Source organism: Thermostichus sp. MS-CIW-40 (assembly GCF_054058315.1).
This window is the reverse complement of the sequence record NZ_JBSSAC010000016.1, coordinates 43,722-61,954: the sequence shown is the minus strand read 5'-3', so window position 1 is coordinate 61,954 and position 18,233 is coordinate 43,722. Positions and strand designations below refer to the sequence as shown.

Annotated in this window: 16 protein-coding genes and 1 pseudogene; 10 read left to right on the top strand and 7 right to left on the bottom strand. The window is 59.3% G+C overall.

Features of this window, described 5'->3' with window-relative positions; genetic code table 11:
• Window positions 1-443: 443 nt before the first annotated feature.
• The 3 genes from purD to ACVWXF_RS07115 form a co-directional block, all read right to left on the bottom strand.
• Window positions 444-1,739 carry a phosphoribosylamine--glycine ligase gene (gene purD / locus ACVWXF_RS07125; RefSeq protein WP_457467032.1) on the bottom strand — a complete coding sequence of 432 codons (1,296 nt, stop codon included), beginning with the start codon at window positions 1,737-1,739 and terminating at the stop codon, window positions 444-446.
• A 102-nt stretch (window positions 1,740-1,841) separates the two neighbouring features.
• Window positions 1,842-3,017, bottom strand: a complete 1,176-nt coding sequence (locus tag ACVWXF_RS07120) for a glycosyltransferase (RefSeq protein ID WP_414383000.1) — start codon at window positions 3,015-3,017, stop codon at window positions 1,842-1,844.
• 83 nt (window positions 3,018-3,100) lie between these two features.
• The gene (locus ACVWXF_RS07115; RefSeq protein WP_457474020.1) at window positions 3,101-4,390 is read right to left on the bottom strand and encodes an HD domain-containing protein; all 1,290 of its coding nucleotides are present in this window, start codon (window positions 4,388-4,390) and stop codon (window positions 3,101-3,103) included.
• 160 nt (window positions 4,391-4,550) lie between these two features.
• Here ACVWXF_RS07115 and ACVWXF_RS07110 point away from each other — a divergent pair, with 160 nt between their 5' ends.
• Window positions 4,551-5,510 carry an SGNH/GDSL hydrolase family protein gene (locus ACVWXF_RS07110; protein WP_457474019.1) on the top strand — a complete coding sequence of 320 codons (960 nt, stop codon included), beginning with the start codon at window positions 4,551-4,553 and terminating at the stop codon, window positions 5,508-5,510.
• 71 nt (window positions 5,511-5,581) lie between these two features.
• Here ACVWXF_RS07110 and ACVWXF_RS07105 read toward each other — a convergent pair whose 3' ends face one another.
• Together ACVWXF_RS07105 and dapA are read right to left on the bottom strand one after the other, a co-directional pair.
• Window positions 5,582-7,417, bottom strand: a complete 1,836-nt coding sequence (locus ACVWXF_RS07105) for a ribonuclease J (RefSeq protein WP_457405017.1) — start codon at window positions 7,415-7,417, stop codon at window positions 5,582-5,584.
• Window positions 7,418-7,636: 219 nt separating this feature from the next.
• Entirely contained in the window at window positions 7,637-8,557 is a 921-nt protein-coding gene (dapA, locus tag ACVWXF_RS07100) for a 4-hydroxy-tetrahydrodipicolinate synthase (RefSeq protein ID WP_457474025.1), read from the bottom strand.
• Window positions 8,558-8,832: 275 nt separating this feature from the next.
• On the opposite strand from dapA, the gene ACVWXF_RS07095 reads away from it, so the two are divergent.
• The 3 genes from ACVWXF_RS07095 (at window position 8,833) to ACVWXF_RS07085 (ending at window position 9,752) form a co-directional block, all read left to right on the top strand.
• Window positions 8,833-9,204 carry a nitroreductase family protein gene (locus tag ACVWXF_RS07095; RefSeq protein WP_457384674.1) on the top strand — a complete coding sequence of 124 codons (372 nt, stop codon included), beginning with the start codon at window positions 8,833-8,835 and terminating at the stop codon, window positions 9,202-9,204.
• A gap of 271 nt (window positions 9,205-9,475) precedes the next feature.
• Window positions 9,476-9,598, top strand: coding sequence for a hypothetical protein (locus ACVWXF_RS07090; protein ID WP_457395907.1), 123 nt, complete (start codon window positions 9,476-9,478; stop codon window positions 9,596-9,598).
• Window positions 9,585-9,752 carry a hypothetical protein gene (locus tag ACVWXF_RS07085; RefSeq protein WP_457395908.1) on the top strand — a complete coding sequence of 56 codons (168 nt, stop codon included), beginning with the start codon at window positions 9,585-9,587 and terminating at the stop codon, window positions 9,750-9,752. The genes ACVWXF_RS07090 and ACVWXF_RS07085 overlap by 14 nt, the downstream gene beginning before the upstream one ends.
• A gap of 51 nt (window positions 9,753-9,803) precedes the next feature.
• On the opposite strand, the gene trpD is transcribed toward ACVWXF_RS07085, so the two are convergent.
• A complete protein-coding gene (gene trpD / locus ACVWXF_RS07080) occupies window positions 9,804-10,835 on the bottom strand; it encodes an anthranilate phosphoribosyltransferase (protein WP_414329730.1) in 1,032 nt (343 codons plus the stop codon).
• A gap of 183 nt (window positions 10,836-11,018) precedes the next feature.
• Here trpD and trmFO point away from each other — a divergent pair, with 183 nt between their 5' ends.
• Window positions 11,019-12,398 (top strand): FADH(2)-oxidizing methylenetetrahydrofolate--tRNA-(uracil(54)-C(5))-methyltransferase TrmFO, encoded by a 1,380-nt coding sequence (gene trmFO, locus ACVWXF_RS07075; RefSeq protein ID WP_414329729.1) that lies wholly within the window; start codon window positions 11,019-11,021, stop codon window positions 12,396-12,398.
• A 239-nt stretch (window positions 12,399-12,637) separates the two neighbouring features.
• Here trmFO and ACVWXF_RS07070 read toward each other — a convergent pair whose 3' ends face one another.
• Complete coding sequence (locus tag ACVWXF_RS07070; protein WP_457474018.1) at window positions 12,638-13,654, bottom strand: phosphotransferase enzyme family protein; 1,017 nt, start codon at window positions 13,652-13,654, stop codon at window positions 12,638-12,640.
• A 365-nt stretch (window positions 13,655-14,019) separates the two neighbouring features.
• Here ACVWXF_RS07070 and remA point away from each other — a divergent pair, with 365 nt between their 5' ends.
• From remA to ACVWXF_RS07045, 5 genes and pseudogenes are all read left to right on the top strand, one after another.
• Window positions 14,020-14,289: an extracellular matrix/biofilm regulator RemA gene (remA, locus tag ACVWXF_RS07065; RefSeq protein ID WP_414330335.1), complete on the top strand. Its 270-nt coding sequence runs from the start codon at window positions 14,020-14,022 to the stop codon at window positions 14,287-14,289.
• Window positions 14,290-14,388: 99 nt separating this feature from the next.
• Window positions 14,389-15,036, top strand: a complete 648-nt coding sequence (gene gmk, locus ACVWXF_RS07060; RefSeq protein ID WP_369791759.1) for a guanylate kinase — start codon at window positions 14,389-14,391, stop codon at window positions 15,034-15,036.
• A gap of 210 nt (window positions 15,037-15,246) precedes the next feature.
• Window positions 15,247-16,582, top strand: a pseudogene (locus ACVWXF_RS07055) (RNA-guided endonuclease InsQ/TnpB family protein).
• Window positions 16,583-16,678: 96 nt separating this feature from the next.
• Window positions 16,679-17,137 carry an adenosylmethionine decarboxylase gene (speD, locus tag ACVWXF_RS07050; RefSeq protein ID WP_414328672.1) on the top strand — a complete coding sequence of 153 codons (459 nt, stop codon included), beginning with the start codon at window positions 16,679-16,681 and terminating at the stop codon, window positions 17,135-17,137.
• A gap of 119 nt (window positions 17,138-17,256) precedes the next feature.
• Window positions 17,257-18,195, top strand: coding sequence for a fused MFS/spermidine synthase (locus tag ACVWXF_RS07045; RefSeq protein ID WP_414356308.1), 939 nt, complete (start codon window positions 17,257-17,259; stop codon window positions 18,193-18,195).
• The last annotated feature ends 38 nt before the right edge of the window (window positions 18,196-18,233 follow it).

Here is an 18,233-nt window from a genome sequence, read left to right as displayed (position 1 = left end):
ACAGAAAGATCAACTGGTAGTAATCCGTACTGAACATATTATACATTATTTTCAGTATAGTTGAGCTTATTATTGACTAGAGTCATGCTCCTCTGCCATGCGCTGCCCCAGACGACCACCCCCAACCCCTCTTCCACCCTGGGAGAGGAAATGCCTGCTCTAGGGGATCCGGGTCCGCAACAGTTCAAGTGGGCTAATGGGGGATCCCCCTCGAGAGGGGAGAGACTCAGCTCAGCAATATCCGTGCCTAGTCAAAGCAGAGGGCTATTGTTAAGGAATCTAAAGTAAAGTTGAGCTTTTGATATCACTGTTGCCGTCTTGTTACCGAAAGCGCTATCGTCTAAGCATCAAAGCTTTTTTCAAAGCTGCTTTATGGGCCCTGGAGGAGCGACCCCTCTGGGGCTTCTTCCATCCGGCTGCAGCTGAGAGGGCAAGGGATGGCTTTATGGGGTAGGGATCACTCCTCGGCGGACGGCAGGCCCCAGGGCGTGGCTGCCGATGTCAGAACGGTAGTAGGCCTTGGGAAACTGCACTTGCTCCACAGCTGCGTAGGCTTGGCGCAGGGCCTCGGATAGGGTTGCCCCTTGGCCGGTAAGACAGAGAACGCGCCCGCCATCGCTCAGGAGCTGCTTGCCTGCCTGGCGGGTACCCGCGTGAAACACCAACGCCCCCGTGGTGGCAGCTGCATCCAAGCCGGAGATGGGGATCCCTCGCTCGTAGGCATCGGGATAGCCTGGGGCTGCCATCACCACGCAGGCGGCATAGCCGGGTTTCCATTTGAGCTGGATTTGGGCCAGCCGTCCTTCTATACAGGCCAGCAGCACCTCGTCCAAAGGGTTTTCCAGCAAGGGCAGGAGGACTTGAGCCTCTGGATCCCCAAAGCGGCAGTTGTACTCCAACACGTAGGGATCCCCACTGGGCGTGATCATCAAACCGGCATAGATCACCCCCTGGTAGCGGATGCCCCGCCGTTGCAAAGCCTCCAGGGTGGGATCCAGGATCTGGGTTTGGATGCGGGCCAACCCTTCTGGAGTGACCAGGTGATCCGCAGGGGCATGAGCTCCCATGCCGCCGGTGTTGGGGCCGGTATCGCCCTCGCCAAGGCGCTTGTAGTCCTGGGCAGGTGGCAGCGGCACACAGATCTGGCCATCGGTTAGAGCCAAAACCGACACCTCCTGGCCGGGGATAAACTCCTCGATCAGCACCTGATCGCCCGGCTTGGCCAGGGCAGCTTCTAGAGCTTGCACCGCTTCTTCCCGGTTTTGGGCAACGGTTACCCCCTTGCCGGCAGCCAGTCCGTCTTTTTTGATGACCACTGGGAAACTCTGGGAGTCGAGATAGGCCACAGCGGCAGATAGCTCAGCAAAGCCGGTAGCGCGAGCAGTCGGGATCCCCGCCTCTTGCATCAATTGCTTAGCCCAGAGTTTGCTTCCTTCCAGTTGGGCAGCGGCGCGGCTAGGCCCGAAAATGGGCAACCCTGCTGCCTGGAAGGCGTCCACGATCCCCTGCACCAAGGGCAGCTCTGGCCCTACCACCGTCAGGCGGATCCCTTGTACGGTAGCAAACCGCACCAGGCCTTCAATGTCGGTAGCCGCCAAAGCCACGGATTGACAGCGGGGCAGCTGCTGCATGCCGCCGTTGCCGGGGGCACAGTAGATCCGAGTAACCTGGGGAGACTGCAACAGCTTCCAGGCCAGAGCGTGTTCTCGCCCCCCAGATCCGATGACCAGAGCCTGCATGGTGTGCTATTCCGCTGTTTCTAAACCCAGCTTGCCTGTTTTCCGAACATCCCCCATTAGACCATGTTCTTGTACCATTTCTGGGGTGTTGGCGCACTCCGGTCAGTGGACGGCGAGAGAACGGCCCCGCCAAGTCCAGTTGCGGCCGGTGGTGGTGCGGATGGCCGAAGCCAAGATGATGGCCGCTGTCGCCCAACCCCCCACTGCCGTTAGCCACCAGTAGCAGAGGGGCAGATGCGCCCAATGCCGGAGCAGAAGCCGGATGGCCAATTGGGCCAGGATCCCTGCCAAGCTGGCCAACAGCACCTCCAGGGATCCCGTAGCCCCAGCCAGGATCACCCCCAACCAGGGCAAGCTGCAGATCCCCAAGACCGTACCCATTGCCAACACCGCCAAGGCCCAGTTGCGCTCCAGGCCCAGGAACCAGTTTTTGGTCCACCCTTCCCAAAGGGCAGCCCCGTTGGCATACATGCGGCTGCGCACCCGCGGCCCTCCCAGGCAAATTTGCAGGCCCAACCCCTGGGCTTTGATCCGTTGCCCCAGGGCCACATCCTCGATCACCACATCGGCCACTCCGGCATGCCCGCCAACTTGCTCGTAGGCAGAGCGCCGAAACAGCAGGAAGGGACCAAAGGCAAAGGCTTTGGGGTTGTCGGGATCGTTGACGGCGGCAAAGTTGTAACCCACCGCCAGGATGGTCATCATGATGGGTTGCACCAGCCACTCCGCTAGGCAACCGCACACCAATTGCGGCCCTACACTCACCAAGCCGCTGCCGCTTGCCAGCAAATGTCCTAAGGCCGCTTCAATGGCACCGGATCCCAGCCGCACGTCGCAATCCAGAAACAGCAAGTAGTCGGCTTCTACGCGGGCGACGGCTTGGGCACAGGCCCAGTTTTTGCCCACCCACCTTTGGCCTTTGGGACGGGGATCCCCCTTGAGCAGGTGTAGGCGCGGATCTTGCCGTTCGGCAGCCAGGGCTTGGGCCAGCTCCCAGGTGGCATCCGTGGATTCATCGTCCACCAACCACACCTGTAAAGGGGCAGAGGTGCTGTCCAGAATGCTGCTCAGGCAGCCCACCACGTTCTCGGCCTCGTTGTAGGCGGGCACGATCACCGCCAGCCGCTCCATCCCGGCCGCGATTTCCCCTGCCTGTTCCGCCGGGGGATCCCTCAGCCAGGGGGAAGCCCGCAACGCTCGCCTCAGTTGCAGGGCCACTAGGGCAATCGCCAAAGCTGTTAAGGACAGTACCCCCGTTAGGATTTCTCGGATCCCCACTCCTGCTTCCCTCGTTGTTTAGATGTGCTCAGGAACAGATTCCCACCTCTAATGCTCTAGCTCTGGGATGGCCCAATGATTTTCTAGGCAGACAAAACCCCCTCTACGATATCGCCATAGGGCCGGGGAAAGATTAGCCAGACCTGGCGCTGGGTTTCCACCAAGGCACGCACCAAAGGGGAAAGATGGGCAATTTCTTCATAGCCACGCTCGGTTTTGAGCTGGATCCCTTGGTCATAAAAGCTATAGCCCTGGACATGGGCAGAGCGGATGCCCAAGTAACTTTCAGGATCCAGCCCGTCCTGCAGCATTTTGGCCTGCACGGCGGCCACCAGGGTTTGGCGTTGTTCCTCAGACAACTGGGTAATGTTGCGGGCCTTGAACAAATCCCGCTCCAAGTAGCGCCGCGACAGATCCGCCAAGATGGGATCCTTCCCCGACATGGCCCAGAGGCGCATGGGGTAGCTGAAGATGATATCGTCGGCAGCCAAGTAGAGGGGGAGCGGCAACTCGAAGGGATCCCCTTTTTGAGCCGCCAGCGAGGCCCAGCACCAAGCGCTGAGGATGGGATCCAGCTCAATCTCCCCCCTTTGCAGGAGCGCCTCTGCCCGCCTGAATAGCCGCTCCAAGATAAAACGGGCACAGAGGCTCTTGGGGTGCTGGTACACCTGGGTGTACATGAAATAGCGCACCACCAGGTAGTGCTCGATGGCCCCCAAGCCTTTGCGAGCCGGGATGGACAGGGATCCCGTCTCCGGGTCATAATCCAGCACCGTTAGGATGCGATCCAGGTCGAGGTGGCCATATTGGGCGCCCGTGAGCAGGCTGTCCCGCATCAGGTAATCGAAGCGGTCGCAGTCCAGTTGGCTGGAAATAAGCTGACCTACCAGCGGCAGGGGAAATTGCTTCTGCAACACCTGCTGCATCTGGGTCGGCAGTTGGGAATCAAACTCTGCCAGCAGCGTCCCCACTTGGGGATCCTCCCGGAGAATGCGGGCCGTCCAAACCTCGTGCCGGCAGCCGAAGATCTCTTCCCCGGCATGGCTAAAAGGGGCATGGCCAATGTCGTGCAGCAGAGCCGAGGCCAAGGTTACCGCCCGATAGGGACGCAGCTCTGGGTAGCGATGGGCCAATTTGTCGAACAGCCGCCGCGTTACCTGCAGCACCCCCACCGAATGGGTAAAGCGGGATCCCTCTGCCCCATGGAAGGTAAAAAAGGCCGTGTCCAACTGGCGAATGCGGCGCAGCCGCTGAAAGGCCGGTGTATCGATCAGGCGAATGAGCAGAGCCTCAACCGCGTCCCCTCCATTCAGGCTGATGGCGCCATGCAGGGGATCGTGGTAGGTGCGGGACTTGCAAAACCGTAGCGGCATACTCCCACCATACCTCGCCAATTTTGGGATCCTTGGCTAGCCTGTCTGGGGGTGCTTCCCGCCTCGCCCTATCTATGCCCGCTTTCCCATGCCTCTCTCTGCAAAGGATGCCAGCACCCGAACCCCAGAAAACTCGACTCCAAGACAACAAGACAGCTGGGTGTTCCTCCTCTCCCTGCTGATTTTGATACTCAGTTTGGGGCTAACCGGCTGCTCTGCCAGTTCTGGATCCCCTGTTGTGCCCAGCCCACCCACCCTCACCCGCTACGTTGCCCTGGGAGCCAGCGATGCCGTTGGCTACAACGCCTCCATTTCCTGTGATGGCCCAGCCAACGCCGCCGGCACTCGACCCCAGCGCTCAGAGCCCCTGGACTGCCCCAATGGAACGGGCTATGTGCCCCGCCTGGCCCGGTCTTTGCCGGCCCCGGTTGAGCTGGTCAATTTGGGCCGTTCGGGAGCGGTGCTCAGCCCCGCCATGCAAGCCCTGAGGCAGGGGATCCCGGCCAGTTTGCTGCAGGATCAAGTGCCGCGCCTTCCCCCCGATGCCACCCTGATCACCATTTGGGTGGGCGGAAACGATACCAACGCCATCGCTCTGGCGGCGGCTCAACGGGCTCTCCAAGGTGAGGATCCCTTGCCCTTCGTCGATCAGCAGATCCGACAATTCGCCGCCGATTACCAAACCCTGCTGCAAGCGGTGCGTGCCCGTGCCCCTCAAGCTCGCCTGGCGGTGGCCAACCTGCCCAACTTCGCCCTGATTCCTCTGGGTCAGCAGCAACCCAGCAGCGTGCGCCAACTGCTCTCCCTGATCTCGGTTGGCCTCACGCAACGGGCCATCAACCCCTTAAGCCAACAGGGGATCCCAGTGGTGGACTTGCTCTGCGATCCCCGCTCCTACCGACGCGAGTCCTTCTTTCCCGGCCCGCTGGCCGACGGCTTTCACCCCAACGACCGGGGCTACGCCGATTTGGCCGATGCCTTCTTGAGCGCCCTTCGGCAACCGCTCCCTCCCCAAACCCGCTGCCCTCCCTTTAGCGAGGTGGGATCCCTGAAATGGGATGCGGCGGCAGAGTCCGCCCTCCGCAGTTTTCTCACGGATGGATACAAGCCGGCACAATAGGAAGGATCCCTGCGCTCGGCAAGGGATCCCAAAGGCGCTTAGACGATCCAGCCACGGAGAACGGGCCAGTTTTAGGAAGCAGCTACCGCTGCCGAGGAACGCCGCCGCCGGCCCAGAGCACCCGCTACCGGCTCCGGTTGGGTTTCCACACTCAGGGAAGACACAGACTCCTCTTCAGGGGATTGCACAAAAACCGCCACCGTGGGCTTGCCGGGCAATTGTTCTCGCAAGAAACGGCGCACCACCCGCTCCACTTCGCCCTTAAGGCCGGCCCAGTCGATGTCCAGGCTGCCCCGCTCCAGCGAGCGAGCAAATTGGGGCCACGCTTGCCGAAGGGTGTTCTCCAGAAGGGGTTTCAGGTCGGATCCCTTGAGTTGGTTCCCTTCCCCCGCCAAGCCAAAGGTTTGCACCTGCGGGGTGCAGAGCAACTGGCCGCTGCCGTCCAGGCTGATCACCACCGTCACCATGCCATCTTTGGCGATCTGCTGCCGCTCCTGCATCATCTCATCCATCACCACTCCATCGTGGGAAGCGGCGATCATCTGCAGGCCAGAGGGGACGCGGCCCGTGATGGCAATGCGCTCCCGGTTCACCTCCACCACATCGCCGTTGTCGATGATTACAATGTTTTCCCGCGGGATCCCCATGCTCATGGCGGTTTCGGCGTGCTTGACCAGCATGCGGTATTCCCCGTGGGTGGGAACGAAGAACTTGGGGCGGGTGAGGGCAATCATCAGCTTCTGGTCTTCCTGGCAGCCGTGGCCGGAAACGTGCAGGCCCTTGTCTTTGCCGTAAATGACATTGGCTCCCAGCTCCATTAGCTTGTCAATGACCCGCGAGACTGCGATGGTGTTGCCAGGGATCGGGTTGGCCGACCACACCACCGTGTCTCCTGGCTTGATTTGCAACTGCGGGTGCTCACCGTTGGCGATGCGGGTAAGAGCAGCCAGCGGTTCTCCCTGGGATCCGGTGGTGAGGATGATCACCCGGTCATCCGGCAGGCTGTTGATCACATGCATCGGCTGCAGCGTTTCGTCCTTGCAGCGGATGTAGCCCAAGCGCCGCGCATGAGCCACCACGTTTAGCATGGAGCGGCCCAGCAGAGACACCACCCGACCTTGCTGTTCGGCGATCTGCAGCACCAAGTTGAGACGATGTACCGAAGAAGCAAAGGTAGTGATGATCACCCGTCCCTTGGCTCCGGCAATGGCCTTGGTGAGACCCGGCACCACAGAGGCTTCGGAAGGGGTAAACCCCGGCACTTCCGCGTTGGTGGAGTCGCTGATCAGGCAGAGCACTCCCTTTTCCCCATGTTCGGCCAACCGCTGCAGGTCGAAGTACTCCCCATCCACGGGGGTATGGTCGATCTTAAAGTCGCCGGTCTGAATAATGACGCCCACAGGCGTGTGCAGAGCCACCGTAAAGCTATCGGCAAAAGAGTGGGTGTTGCGAATGAATTCGGCAAAAAAGTGCTTACTCAAGGGAACGATTTCACGGGGGCCAACAGGACGCAGCTCTGTGCGGTTGAGCAGGCCCACCTCCCGCAATTTCTCTTCCAGCAGCGCCAGCGCCAATCTGGGGCCGTAGATGACCGGAATATCAAATTCCCGCAGGTGATACGGGATGCCACCGATGTGATCTTCGTGGCCGTGGGTAACCACCATCCCCCGCACTTTGTCGCGGTTTTGCTTGATGTAGGTCATGTCCGGCAGCACGATGTTAATGCCGTGCATGCTCTCATCGGGAAAAGCCAAACCGGCATCCAAAAGGATAATGTCGTCCTCGTAGCGGAAGGCCCATGTGTTTTTGCCGATCTCCCGTTCGCCGCCCAGCGGAATCATCTGAACGGAAGAGGTGGATTGTGGGATCACAGAACGAGAAGCAACTGAAGAACGTGGTGTTGGCATATGGGTTTAGATCCTCAACAGTAAAAAAACAAAAACAGAAATGGGCACAAGCTATCCCCGACAAAGTTGTGGGCGAAAGCCGCAACTCATCCATTTCCCAGGCCGGGGAAGAGCTTTTCAAGGAAAAAGCTACCTACCCACAGGTCAAACGCCACAAAAGAGCCCCTTGCAAACCCCTGAAAACCGTGGTCATGGCAGAAGCAAAGCCTAAAAATGCAATCATGAAACTTTCGTCGCCATTTGTTCGGATCCCTTCGATTCAGCCAGTAGGCCCATCTCTTCAAGCACCTGTCGCAAAACCTGCAGAGAACTGGGGTGTAGAGGCGCTAGGGGAAGGCGCGCCCGACCCACTCGCCAACCCTGCATCTCCAATGCGGCCTTAATCGGAACTGGGTTGGTCTCGATGAATAAAACCTTGAACAACGGAAACAGGCGCAGGTGGTGGGCCAAAGCTTGATCGTGTTGCCCTCTGATGTAGCTCTGGATCAGCTCCTGCAACTGCAACCCAACTAGGTGGCTGGCTACACTGACCACACCGCTGCCTCCCAAAGATAGGAGTGGCAACGTCAGAGAGTCATCCCCTGAATAGATGGCGAAACGCGAGGGAGTGAGTCGCCGAATTTCCGAAGCTACATCCATCATACCACTGGCTTCTTTGATGGCGACAACCGTTTCCAATTCTGCTAATTGGGCTACAGTCTCCGGCTGTAAACTGGCCCCTGTCCGACTGGGAATGTTGTAGAGCAAGATGGGCAGGTCACTGGCTTGGGCGATGGCCTTGAAGTGCTCATAAAGGCCGGCCTGGGTAGGCTTGTTGTAGTAGGGCACCACCTGCAGAGAGCCATCCAAACCGAGTTGAGCGGCCTTTTTTGTGGCTTCAATGGCCTCACGGGTGGAGTTGGATCCCGTCCCGGCGATCACCTTAGCCCGACCGGCTACGGCATCTCGCACCACGCGGAACAGCTCATACTCCTCTTGCCAAGTCAGGGTGGGAGACTCGCCCGTAGTGCCACAGACCACCAGGCCGTCGCTGCCGTGGGTTACCAAGTAATCGGCCAAACGAGCGGCCTCATCGTAGTTAAGCTCCCCCTCATCGGTAAAGGGGGTAACCATGGCCGTCAGCACTCGACCGAAGTTCACCGATTGCTTCTCCCCATCAACCACACCAATCCGACGATTAACCGGGCGACCCAGATGAGACCAGTTTGTTTTTCCATCATACCTGCCTTTGCGTTAGGGATCCCGCTTGCCTGCCCTGCCAAGGCCCAGTTTGTGCCTCACCCGGTTGCCACAGGCTGGATAAAAGGGGGATAACAAAGAAGACAGACCGTTTGAACACGGAATGTATAGCCATTTGCCAATCCTGCCCCTACCTTTGGGGGGAGCAGCCTTTCTACCGACACTTGAGGATCCCTATGGACGCCCTAACTGCCCTGAAAGAGCGCATTTCCGCCGACAAATTGGATCCCAGCCGCCGTTTATCGGAAGCGGAGATCCGAGAGCTGGTGGCTTATGCTACGGAAGCTCCTTCTTCCTTCAACATTCAGCACTGGCGGTTTGTTGCGGTCACCGACCCGGAAGACAAAGAGCGCCTCAAATCTCTGGCCTACAACCAACAGAAGGTGGCGGATGCATCGGTGGTGTTTATCATCCTGGGGGATCTGCGGGGGTATGAGAAACTGCCTGAAATTGTGCAAAGAAGCGTTGCTGCCGGGATCCTCTCGCCCGAAAAAGCGGAAGGCTGGGTGAACATGGCCCAGGCAACCTATCTGATACATTCACGCTGAACTCTCCTGAACATGGTTCAGGAAAGAAGCGATCGCATCCTGCCTATCTCTGTTCGCGTCAGCGGGACGGAGTCCAAACAGGAAGGCGGTATCCCGCAAAGCCCTGAGGAATACCCCCCGAGCGCTTTCCCCCTTCACTTCCCGGCAACCGTTGCGGTGGACTCAAGGATCAGGGGGAAACTTGGTCTACTATATCCCTCTCAATGACTTTTGCCAAACCGCCTAAAGCTCAGTAAATTCAGCAAAGTTCAGGGTTTTGGGGGTTAGAGGCATGCTCCACAATCCCACCTTGGCGCGGGATGAAGCGATTCGCTCTGGGGCGATGGCTGCCATGGCGCTGATGATCGCGGCTCAGGCCAAGGGTTTGGTGAGCGGGCCTGATGATCGGCTTTGATCCGGAAGGGGTAAAGCGGGAGTTCGGCATTGCCGACCGCTACGTGCCGGTGATGCTGCTGGCGGTTGGATATGCGGCAGCGGGTAACCTGCCGCGCAAGCCTCGCTTGGGGGTGGATGAAGTTCTGGCCTTTGGGCGAGGGCGGGAGTTTTAGCCCTAGGCTCAGGTGGGATCCCTGTCGCCCTCTCCTGGGCTCCTACCGGCATCAAGCCTTGAGAAAATGAACCAGCTGTTGCAAGCGATCCCAAGCGGCACCCCTGGCGAGAATCTCGCGAGCTTGGGCGATCCCGGCTCTCCAATCGGGGGCCACTCCGGCCACCTGCAGGGCCAAAGCAGCATTCAAGGCCACCACATCCTGCTGGGCAGGCGTCCCGGATCCCTGGAGAACTTGGGTGAGGATGGCGGCATTTTCCGCCACATCCCCCCCCTTGAGAGCTTGGGTGGGTGCCAGGGTCAGCTCGTAATCTGCAGGGTTCAAGACTTCCGTCCGTACCAGCCCACCGGACAGGATGCCCAGATCGGTGGGTTGATCCAGACCGGCCTCGTCGAGACCTTCGCGGCTGTGCAACACAATGGCCCCTTCCCGTCCCAACAGGCGCAGGGCCTCTGCCATTACCGGCACCAGCTCCTGGGCGTAAACCCCGATCACCTGGCGGTTGGGATAGAGGGGGTTGACCAAGGGCCCCAACAGGTTGAAAATGGTGCGAACCTTGAGGGCCCGCCGATAGGGGATCACCGCCCGCATGGCCGGGTGCCACTGGGGAGCAAACAAAAAGGTGATGCCCACTTCCGCCACAGCCGCCCGCACCCGCTCTGGCTCAGCCCCCAAGTTCACCCCCAGGGCCTCCAGCACATCCGCCGAGCCGACCTTGCCAGAGGCGGAGCGGTTGCCATGTTTAACCACCGGGATCCCGGCTGCACTGACCACAAAGGCCACCGCCGTGGAAATGTTAAAAGTGCCGGCCCCATCGCCGCCGGTGCCACAGGTATCCACCAGGAGAGGCAAGTCCAGCGGGGATCCCAGCGAAGCCCGCTGTAGCACTCGTGCCATGCCGGCCAGTTCACCAGCGCTCACACCCTTGGCTTGCAGGGCCGCCAGAATCGCCCCCGACACCACATCTGGCACTTGGTTCTGGAGCCAACCGTTCATCAACTGTTCAGCTTGGGCTTCGCTCAGAGATTGCCGATCCAGCAACTGCCCCAAAAGCTGTGGCCAAAGGTCAGCCGTTTCCGTCATGGGTCGGGATCCTGGGTGTCAGCGGGTACTTATAGTAGCGTATCTAGTAGCGTATCCCGCCTCTGGGTCACTTGCCTCGTGCAGGTCGGGCCATGCTGATGGTTGGTATAGTGGGTTTGACCTGAGCCGTTTCCGGCCCTAGCAGGGTGCGCTCCATTCTTCTCTTCCCTCCCGGAGGTTGTGATGAACCCTCCAACTAACCCAAGGGCTTGCAGCCCGCTTGCACGAGCGGGAGCCTTTGCCCCCATCCATGTTGTGGGCGGGGGGTTGGCGGGGACAGAAGCTGCTTGGCAAATTGCCCAGGCAGGGTTGCCTGTCATCCTTTCGGAGATGCGCCCCGTGCGTCAGAGCCCGGCCCATCACACCGATCAGTTGGGGGAGCTGGTGTGCAGCAACTCCTTTGGGGCTGCAGCCAGCGATCGGGCGGCAGGGCTACTCAAGGAAGAACTGCGACAACTGGGATCCCTGGTGATCGCGACGGCGGATTGCCATGCAGTGCCGGCAGGAGGGGCATTGGCAGTGGATCGGGCCCGCTTCAGCCAGGCTCTCACGGAAGCCATTCAAAACCATCCCCGCATCACCCTGCGTCGGGAGGAGGTGACGGAGATCCCGGAGGGCATTGCCGTCCTCTGTACCGGCCCTCTGACCAGCGATCCCCTGGCCAAGGCACTGCAAGCCTTTACGGGCCTGGAGTACCTGAGCTTTTTTGATGCGTCTAGCCCCATTGTTACCGGGGATTCGTTGAACCGAGCGGTGGTGTTTCAGGCTTCCCGCTACGACAAGGGGGAAGCAGCCTATCTCAACTGCCCCATGACGGAAGCGGAGTACGAACGGTTTTGGCGGGCGCTGGTGGAGGCGGAGCAGGCGCCCCTCAAGGATTTTGAACGGGAGGAGCGCAAGTTTTTCGAGGGCTGCTTGCCGATTGAAGAAATGGCGCGCCGTGGCAAAGACACCCTCTGTTTCGGCCCCTTGAAGCCGGTGGGGCTGGTGGATCCGCGCACGGGATCCCGTCCTTACGCGGTGGTGCAGTTGCGGCAAGAGGACAAAGCAGGGCAGCTGTGGAACTTGGTGGGCTTTCAAACCAACTTGAAATGGGGAGAACAGCAGCGGGTCTTTCGCCTCATCCCCGGCCTGGAACAGGCGGAGTTTGTCCGCTTTGGGGTGATGCACCGCAATACATTTTTGAATTCGCCCCAGCTTCTGTGGCCGACCTTGCAATTTCGTCGCCGACCCACGCTGTTTGCCGCCGGCCAGTTGGTGGGCACCGAGGGCTATGCCTGCGCGGTGGCAGGGGGATGGTTGGCCGGACAGAACGCCGCCCGCCTGGCTCTGGGGTTGCCCTTGATCACGCTGCCCCCCGAAACAATGATGGGATCCCTGTTTCAGTTCATCAGCAGCGCCGATCCCAGGCACTTTCAGCCGATGCCGGCCAATTTTGGGCTGCTGCCGGATTTGGAGGGGCGCAAGCTTCGCAACAAGCAGGAGCGCTATGGCCGTTACCGGGATCGGGCTTTGGCTGCTCTGAAAACGACTGGGTTGGTGCGCCAAGTGCAAACCGCCTAGGGGAGCTTGGAGCGTGTTCCCGACCATTGCGATCCAAGTCAAAGTCGAGATTGAGCGTTATCGTCATTTGAAACTAGATTGAGACACTTCCTAGGCGTTTCGCGACCGCCCCCAGCCCCTCTCCCTCTGGGGGAGGAGAGTCGGGAAGCAATGCCACAGAAATATTTAGAAATGTTTCATTCCTATGCCGCGGTAGCAGATCCCAAAACGAGCTGTCAAAAGCTGGGCAAACCTGTTGGCTACCTTCCCTCTTTCCGCTGCTCACAAGACAAAAGGGCGCGCATGGACTCCAACAGTTGAGGCACCCTCTGGGTTAGGTCTTGATAGAGGCAAATTTGCTGTTGGCAGCGGGCCAGGTTATGGGCCTTGCGGCTGGGGTAGCGCTGGGGATCCCAATTCCAGTAAGCGTCTTCAAACCAATCCTGCAAAAAGCGCATCCCCAATTCCAGGGTAATCAGTTGGATCCCTTGAATGATGAGTTCTGGTTGTAGGGCGTGCAGGTTCCCGGTTTGGGCATAGCCCCGCAACCCGGCCAGGATCGCCTCTGGCTGAAGGGTATTTCCTCGTTTGCCCCAGGAGCGCAGGGCATCCCCCAATTCAACATAGAGATTGTGATACATAAAGGTGTCCAGATCCACCAGGCCCACAAATCGCCCCTGCTCATCGAACAAAAAGTTGTTGAACTTGAGATCGGCATGGATGATTTGAGTTGGGATCCCCGAGGGCAGCAGAAGATTGGGCACAGTTTCGATTAAAAACTGCCATTCTGCCTGCACTTCTGGCACCGGTTCGTGCTGGCGTAGCTGTTGCCAAAGGTGAGCCGTATCGTGAAAATGCGGGATCTGGAAGCGAAAACGATAGTCCATCTGGGCCAAGAGTCGATGCAGGCGTCCAACGGCTGCCCCCGCCTCTTCCAGATAGCCCCAATTGGGAGGAGTTGGGTGACAGGATCCCGGCAGACAATCCATGACCCGCCACAGCCCTTCTGCCCAGGACAAGTGCAGGGATCCATCGCGAGCGCGGCGGAATTGGGGGACGGGGAAGCCGTGTTGTCTCAACCATTGGCCGATGGCTTGACCATCTTCGGTGACAGCAGGATCAAATCGGGGGTGAAGGCGCTGGACGATGAAGGATCCCTCAGAGGTGTTGAGTTTCCAAGTTTGGTGAATGAGGCCCACTCGGATGGCTTCGGGTGGCTCTGGATCCCCCAGTTGAAAGTGCTGGACAAGGGGATCCAGCCAAGTCAGGTCAAGCATAGGCAAGGAAGAAATCTATTCAAGCTTGGGGTGCTGGGTCGATCTTTACTGTTTTCCGAGCCCACTCAAACTGCCTATCACACTTACCGCCTTTGAGGCTTAAAGTTCTCTTAAAGTTCTGTTGAAGTTGCTTGGCGTTGGCGATTTTACCGTCCTCGATAAACAGGGCAAGTTGTTTGGGAGGGTGCAGCTTGTTATGCAACCACAGCCTTTTTGCGGCTCACCCGAACGGGACTTGTCGCCAGAACTCACTGCCCCATTGGCCGAGAACTCAGGTGTCGTTGTGGCAAACCCGCGAAAGAGCCCCATTTGCTACCTTAATGAAGGTTGCTGGCCGGACAACCGTTAGGTTCCCTCATCACCCCATGGATACCCGCCTAATCAACATTGGCTTTGGCAACATCGTCGCCGCTGGGCGTGTGGTCGCCATTGTCAGTCCCGAGTCAGCTCCCATCAAACGCATCATCAGCGATGCCCGCGAGAGGGGCCAGTTGGTGGATGCTACCTATGGTCGTCGTACCCGCGCTGTCATCATCACCGATTCCGGGCACGTCATCCTCTCCGCCATCCAACCCGAAACCGTTGCCAACCGCTTCCTGACGGCCAAGCCCGGTTTGCCAGACGAAACCGAGTGAAAGCCATCGCTGTGAGCCGTTTGAGAAACCAGAAGTGAGATATCCTAAAACAAACCCAAACAAGTCAATTGCCCAGCCGTCTTGCGTCGGTCTCTGTCTATGCCAACCTCTCCTACCCCGGTTTCCTCTGAGTGTACGCAGCAGCAGGGATCCCTTCCGGCTCCCACCCCGCGCGGTCGCTTGGTGGTTTTGACAGGGCCCAGCGGAGTGGGTAAGGGTACGCTGGTCAACCAGTTGCGCCAGCGCCACCCCGAGCTGTATCTCTCGGTTTCGGTCACCACCCGCCCCCCCCGCCCCAGCGAACAGGAAGGCGTCAACTACTACTTTCGCAGTCGGGAGGAATTTCTCAACTTGATTGAAGCCAACGAGCTGTTGGAATGGGCACAGTATGCGGGCAACTTTTACGGCACTCCCCGCGAGATCGTGTTCCAAAAACTCAATCAGGGTCAGGATGTGCTGCTGGAAATTGAGCTGGCGGGGGCCCGTCAGGTGAGGCAACAGTACCCAGATGCCATTCGCATCTTTCTCTGTCCCCCTTCTCTGGAAGAGCTGGAACGTCGCATCCGCGAGCGCGGACAAGACTCAGAGGCCAGCATCGAGCGCCGCCTGGAACAGGCCCGCAAGGAATTGGATGCCCAAGACGAATTTGACTACGTGATTGTCAACGACAACCTGGAGCAAGCGCTGCAGGAGCTGGAAGCCCTGCTCTATCCCCCCTCTCCCTCTTCAAAGGAGCAGCAGCCCTAGCTTCTCCAGCCCCTTCCCGGAACGCTGGTGTCGGTGGTGCAGTGGCTCCAGATTGGGCCTAGGGTTAACTTTCGGTTAAGAAAAAAGCTGCTGGGGAGGGTAGTTTGGCTTTACCAAAAAACTGGGTCTGAAGCCCCGCCCTAAGGCCTACGGCCCGCTGACGCGACCAGGGCGGCTTTTATCTTGCTAGACCTTTGATAAAGTAGGCTCATGCGCGTCCTCGAAGCCAAGCTCCTCAACGGCACAGCCCAGCAGTACCAAGCCCTGGATGAGGCCATTCGGACTGCCCAGTTCGTGCGCAACAAGTGCCTGCGCCACTGGATGGATCATCAGGGGGTGAACAGGGCCACGTTGTACTCCCTCTGCAAGGACTTGGCCAGAGAGTTCCCCTTCGCCCAGAAGCTGAACTCCTCTGCCCGGCAAGCCAGTGCGGAGCGAGCCTGGTTTGCCATCTCCAACTTCTACCGCCGCTGCAAGGAGAAAGCAGCCCGGAAGGGCTATCCCAAGTTCCAGAAACGGTGTCGCTCCGTGGAGTACAAGATCTCCGGCTGGAAGCTGGCAGCAGATGGGATGTCCCTCACCTTCACGGATGGCTTCCAGGCAGGCACCTTTGCTTTGTATTGCAACGACAAGGCGCGGCGGGACATCCTCACCCTGAAAATCAATCGGGTGCGGGTAGTGCGGAGAGCCGATGGCTACTACGCCCAGTTCTGCCTGGACGTGGAGCGTCGGGAGAAGGTGGGCTACACCGGCGAGGCGGTGGGGCTGGATGTGGGCTTGATGCACTTCTACACCGACAGCCACGGCCACAAGGTAGAGTGCCCCCAGTTTTTGCGTCGTGCCGAAAGGAGGTTAAAGCGAGAGCAACGCAGGTTAAGTCGGAAGTTAAGGACTCCGTCCCGCTTACGCGAACGGAGAGGGGCCAAACCCCAATCCAAGAACTACCACCAGCAGAGGAAGCGACTGGGCAAGGTGCATCTCAAAGTCCAACGCCAGCGTAGAGACTGGGCTGTGAAGTTGGCCCGGTGCGTGGTGCTCGCCTACGGCGGCGCGGAGCGCTTTGTCTAGCGACATCGTGGCGTATGAGGACTTGCAGGTGCGCAACTTGGTGCGGAATCACCACTTGGCCAAGTCGATTCACGATGCCGGGTGGAGTTTATTCACCGGGTGGCTGGACTCCTACGGGAAGGTCTTCAACAAGGTGGTGGTGGCCGTGCCGCCCCAGTACACCAGTCAGGACTGTTCTCGGTGTGGCCACCGGGTGAAGAAGACGCTGTCCAGTCGCACCCATCAATGCCCGCAGTGTGGGGTGGTACTTTGCCGGGATGAGAATGCGGCCATCAACATCCTGCGCAAAGGGTTGGAGTTGTTGGGTGAGGAGTGGAACAACGGTACCTTTGGGCAAAAGGGAACCGCCCCGAAAGGGGGAACGCCTGGGGAGAAAGGCCTACGGCCCGCTGCCGCGATGAGCACCGCTGCTGTGGAGGGGCAACCTGACACGGTAAGTGCTGTCGCAGAACCAGGAACCAGAATCCCCTGCCTTTAGGCAGGGGAGTATGTCAATTGTGAGATAATGGTAAAGCTGCGCTTTCTGTGCAGCCTCTGGTTCTAATCAGTTCTATCTGGCCAATTAGGGGATAGTATGCTGCACACACTATCTGGCCAATTAGGGGATAGGTCTCCAGCTCTGATCGGGATCCACTGTATCCTGGAGCTTTACGACTGCCCGGCCAAACTTTTGGATGATGCCTCTCTGGTGCAACAGGCTTTGCGAGAGGCAGCCAGACGCTCCAACTCCACCTTTTTGGGAGAGCTGTGCCATCCATTTGAGCCGCAGGGGATTACAGCCCTCGCTCTTTTGGGGGAATCCCACATCTCCATTCACACCTGGCCCGAAGCGGGCTACGCGGCGGTGGATGTGTTCACCTGTGGTCGCCACACCCGACCGGAAGCGGCCTGTGAATATCTGATCGACGTGTTTCAAGCGCGACGATATTCCCTGCGCAAGGTGCCCCGCCGCACCGCGCAACCGACACTCCTGGAAGAGGCCCCAGACTCGGCTGAGGTGCTCACCTGTGAAGCGACCCGACGAAGGCGCTGAGATCTTCGCCAATCGCAGCTTTTTCCAAACTGTCATGGGGGCCATCTGTAGGCTGGGTGGGATCCGATTCACCCCAGAGGTCAGTCTATGTTGCTGGAAAAAGCTGTAGCGAGGTGCTTATGAGCAGCCCGAGAAGTTTCTTCTGGGTTCAGGAGTACTTTACCCCTTGGGACTACACCGCCCGTGCCGTCACGCGCATCTTGGCCTACCGAAAAACCCCTTTCCAGGAGATGCTGATCGCCGAGACGGGGGCCTTCGGCAAGGGTCTGATGCTGGATGGGCATTGGCAATCCACTACCGTGGATGAGTTTCTGTACCACGAGGCTTTGGTTCATCCGGCTATGGTGCAGGTCGTGCAAGCGGGCGGGATCCCCCGGCGGGTACTGGTGTTGGGGGGGGCAGAAGGGGCAACGCTGCGGGAGGTGCTGCGTTGGCGCTCGGTGGAGCAGGTGGTGATGGTGGATATCGATGGGGAGGTGGTGGCCGCCTGTCGAGAGCACCTGCCGGAAATGCACCAGGGATCCTTTGAAGATCCGCGGGTGGAGGTGGTGATTGCCGATGCCTTGGATTTTCTCCAAGAAACAGGCCCCATTTGGGATGTGATCCTTTCCGATCTCTCCGATCCCATTGAGTCCGGCCCTGCCTACCGCCTCTTCACCCAGGAGTTTTTCCGCCAGATCCGCTCCAAGTTGCAGCCAGATGGGGCTTTCACCATCCAAGCCGGGCCGACGGGGCCGGTTGAGCTTCATCAACACACCCGCATTGTTCGCACCCTGAAAACGGTGTTTGCCGCCGTGCAGCCCTACGCCATCTATGCCCCCACCTACGGTGGCCCACTGGGTTTTGCCCTGGCAGCTCAGGATCCCATCTCCCCCAGGCCAGAACCGGAGCAGATCGACCAGATTCTGAGCCAACAGTTGGATCCCGAGCGAGGGGCACTGCAATTCATCGATGGCATCACCCTTCTGGGCCTCTACCAAGTCCCAGCTCACCTGCGCCGTGCCATTGCCGCCGAGACCACGGTTTATACCCTGGATAACCCGCCTCGCATTGAATGAGGAGCCATGCAGCGCTCAAAGGGATCCCAGGAGAGTTT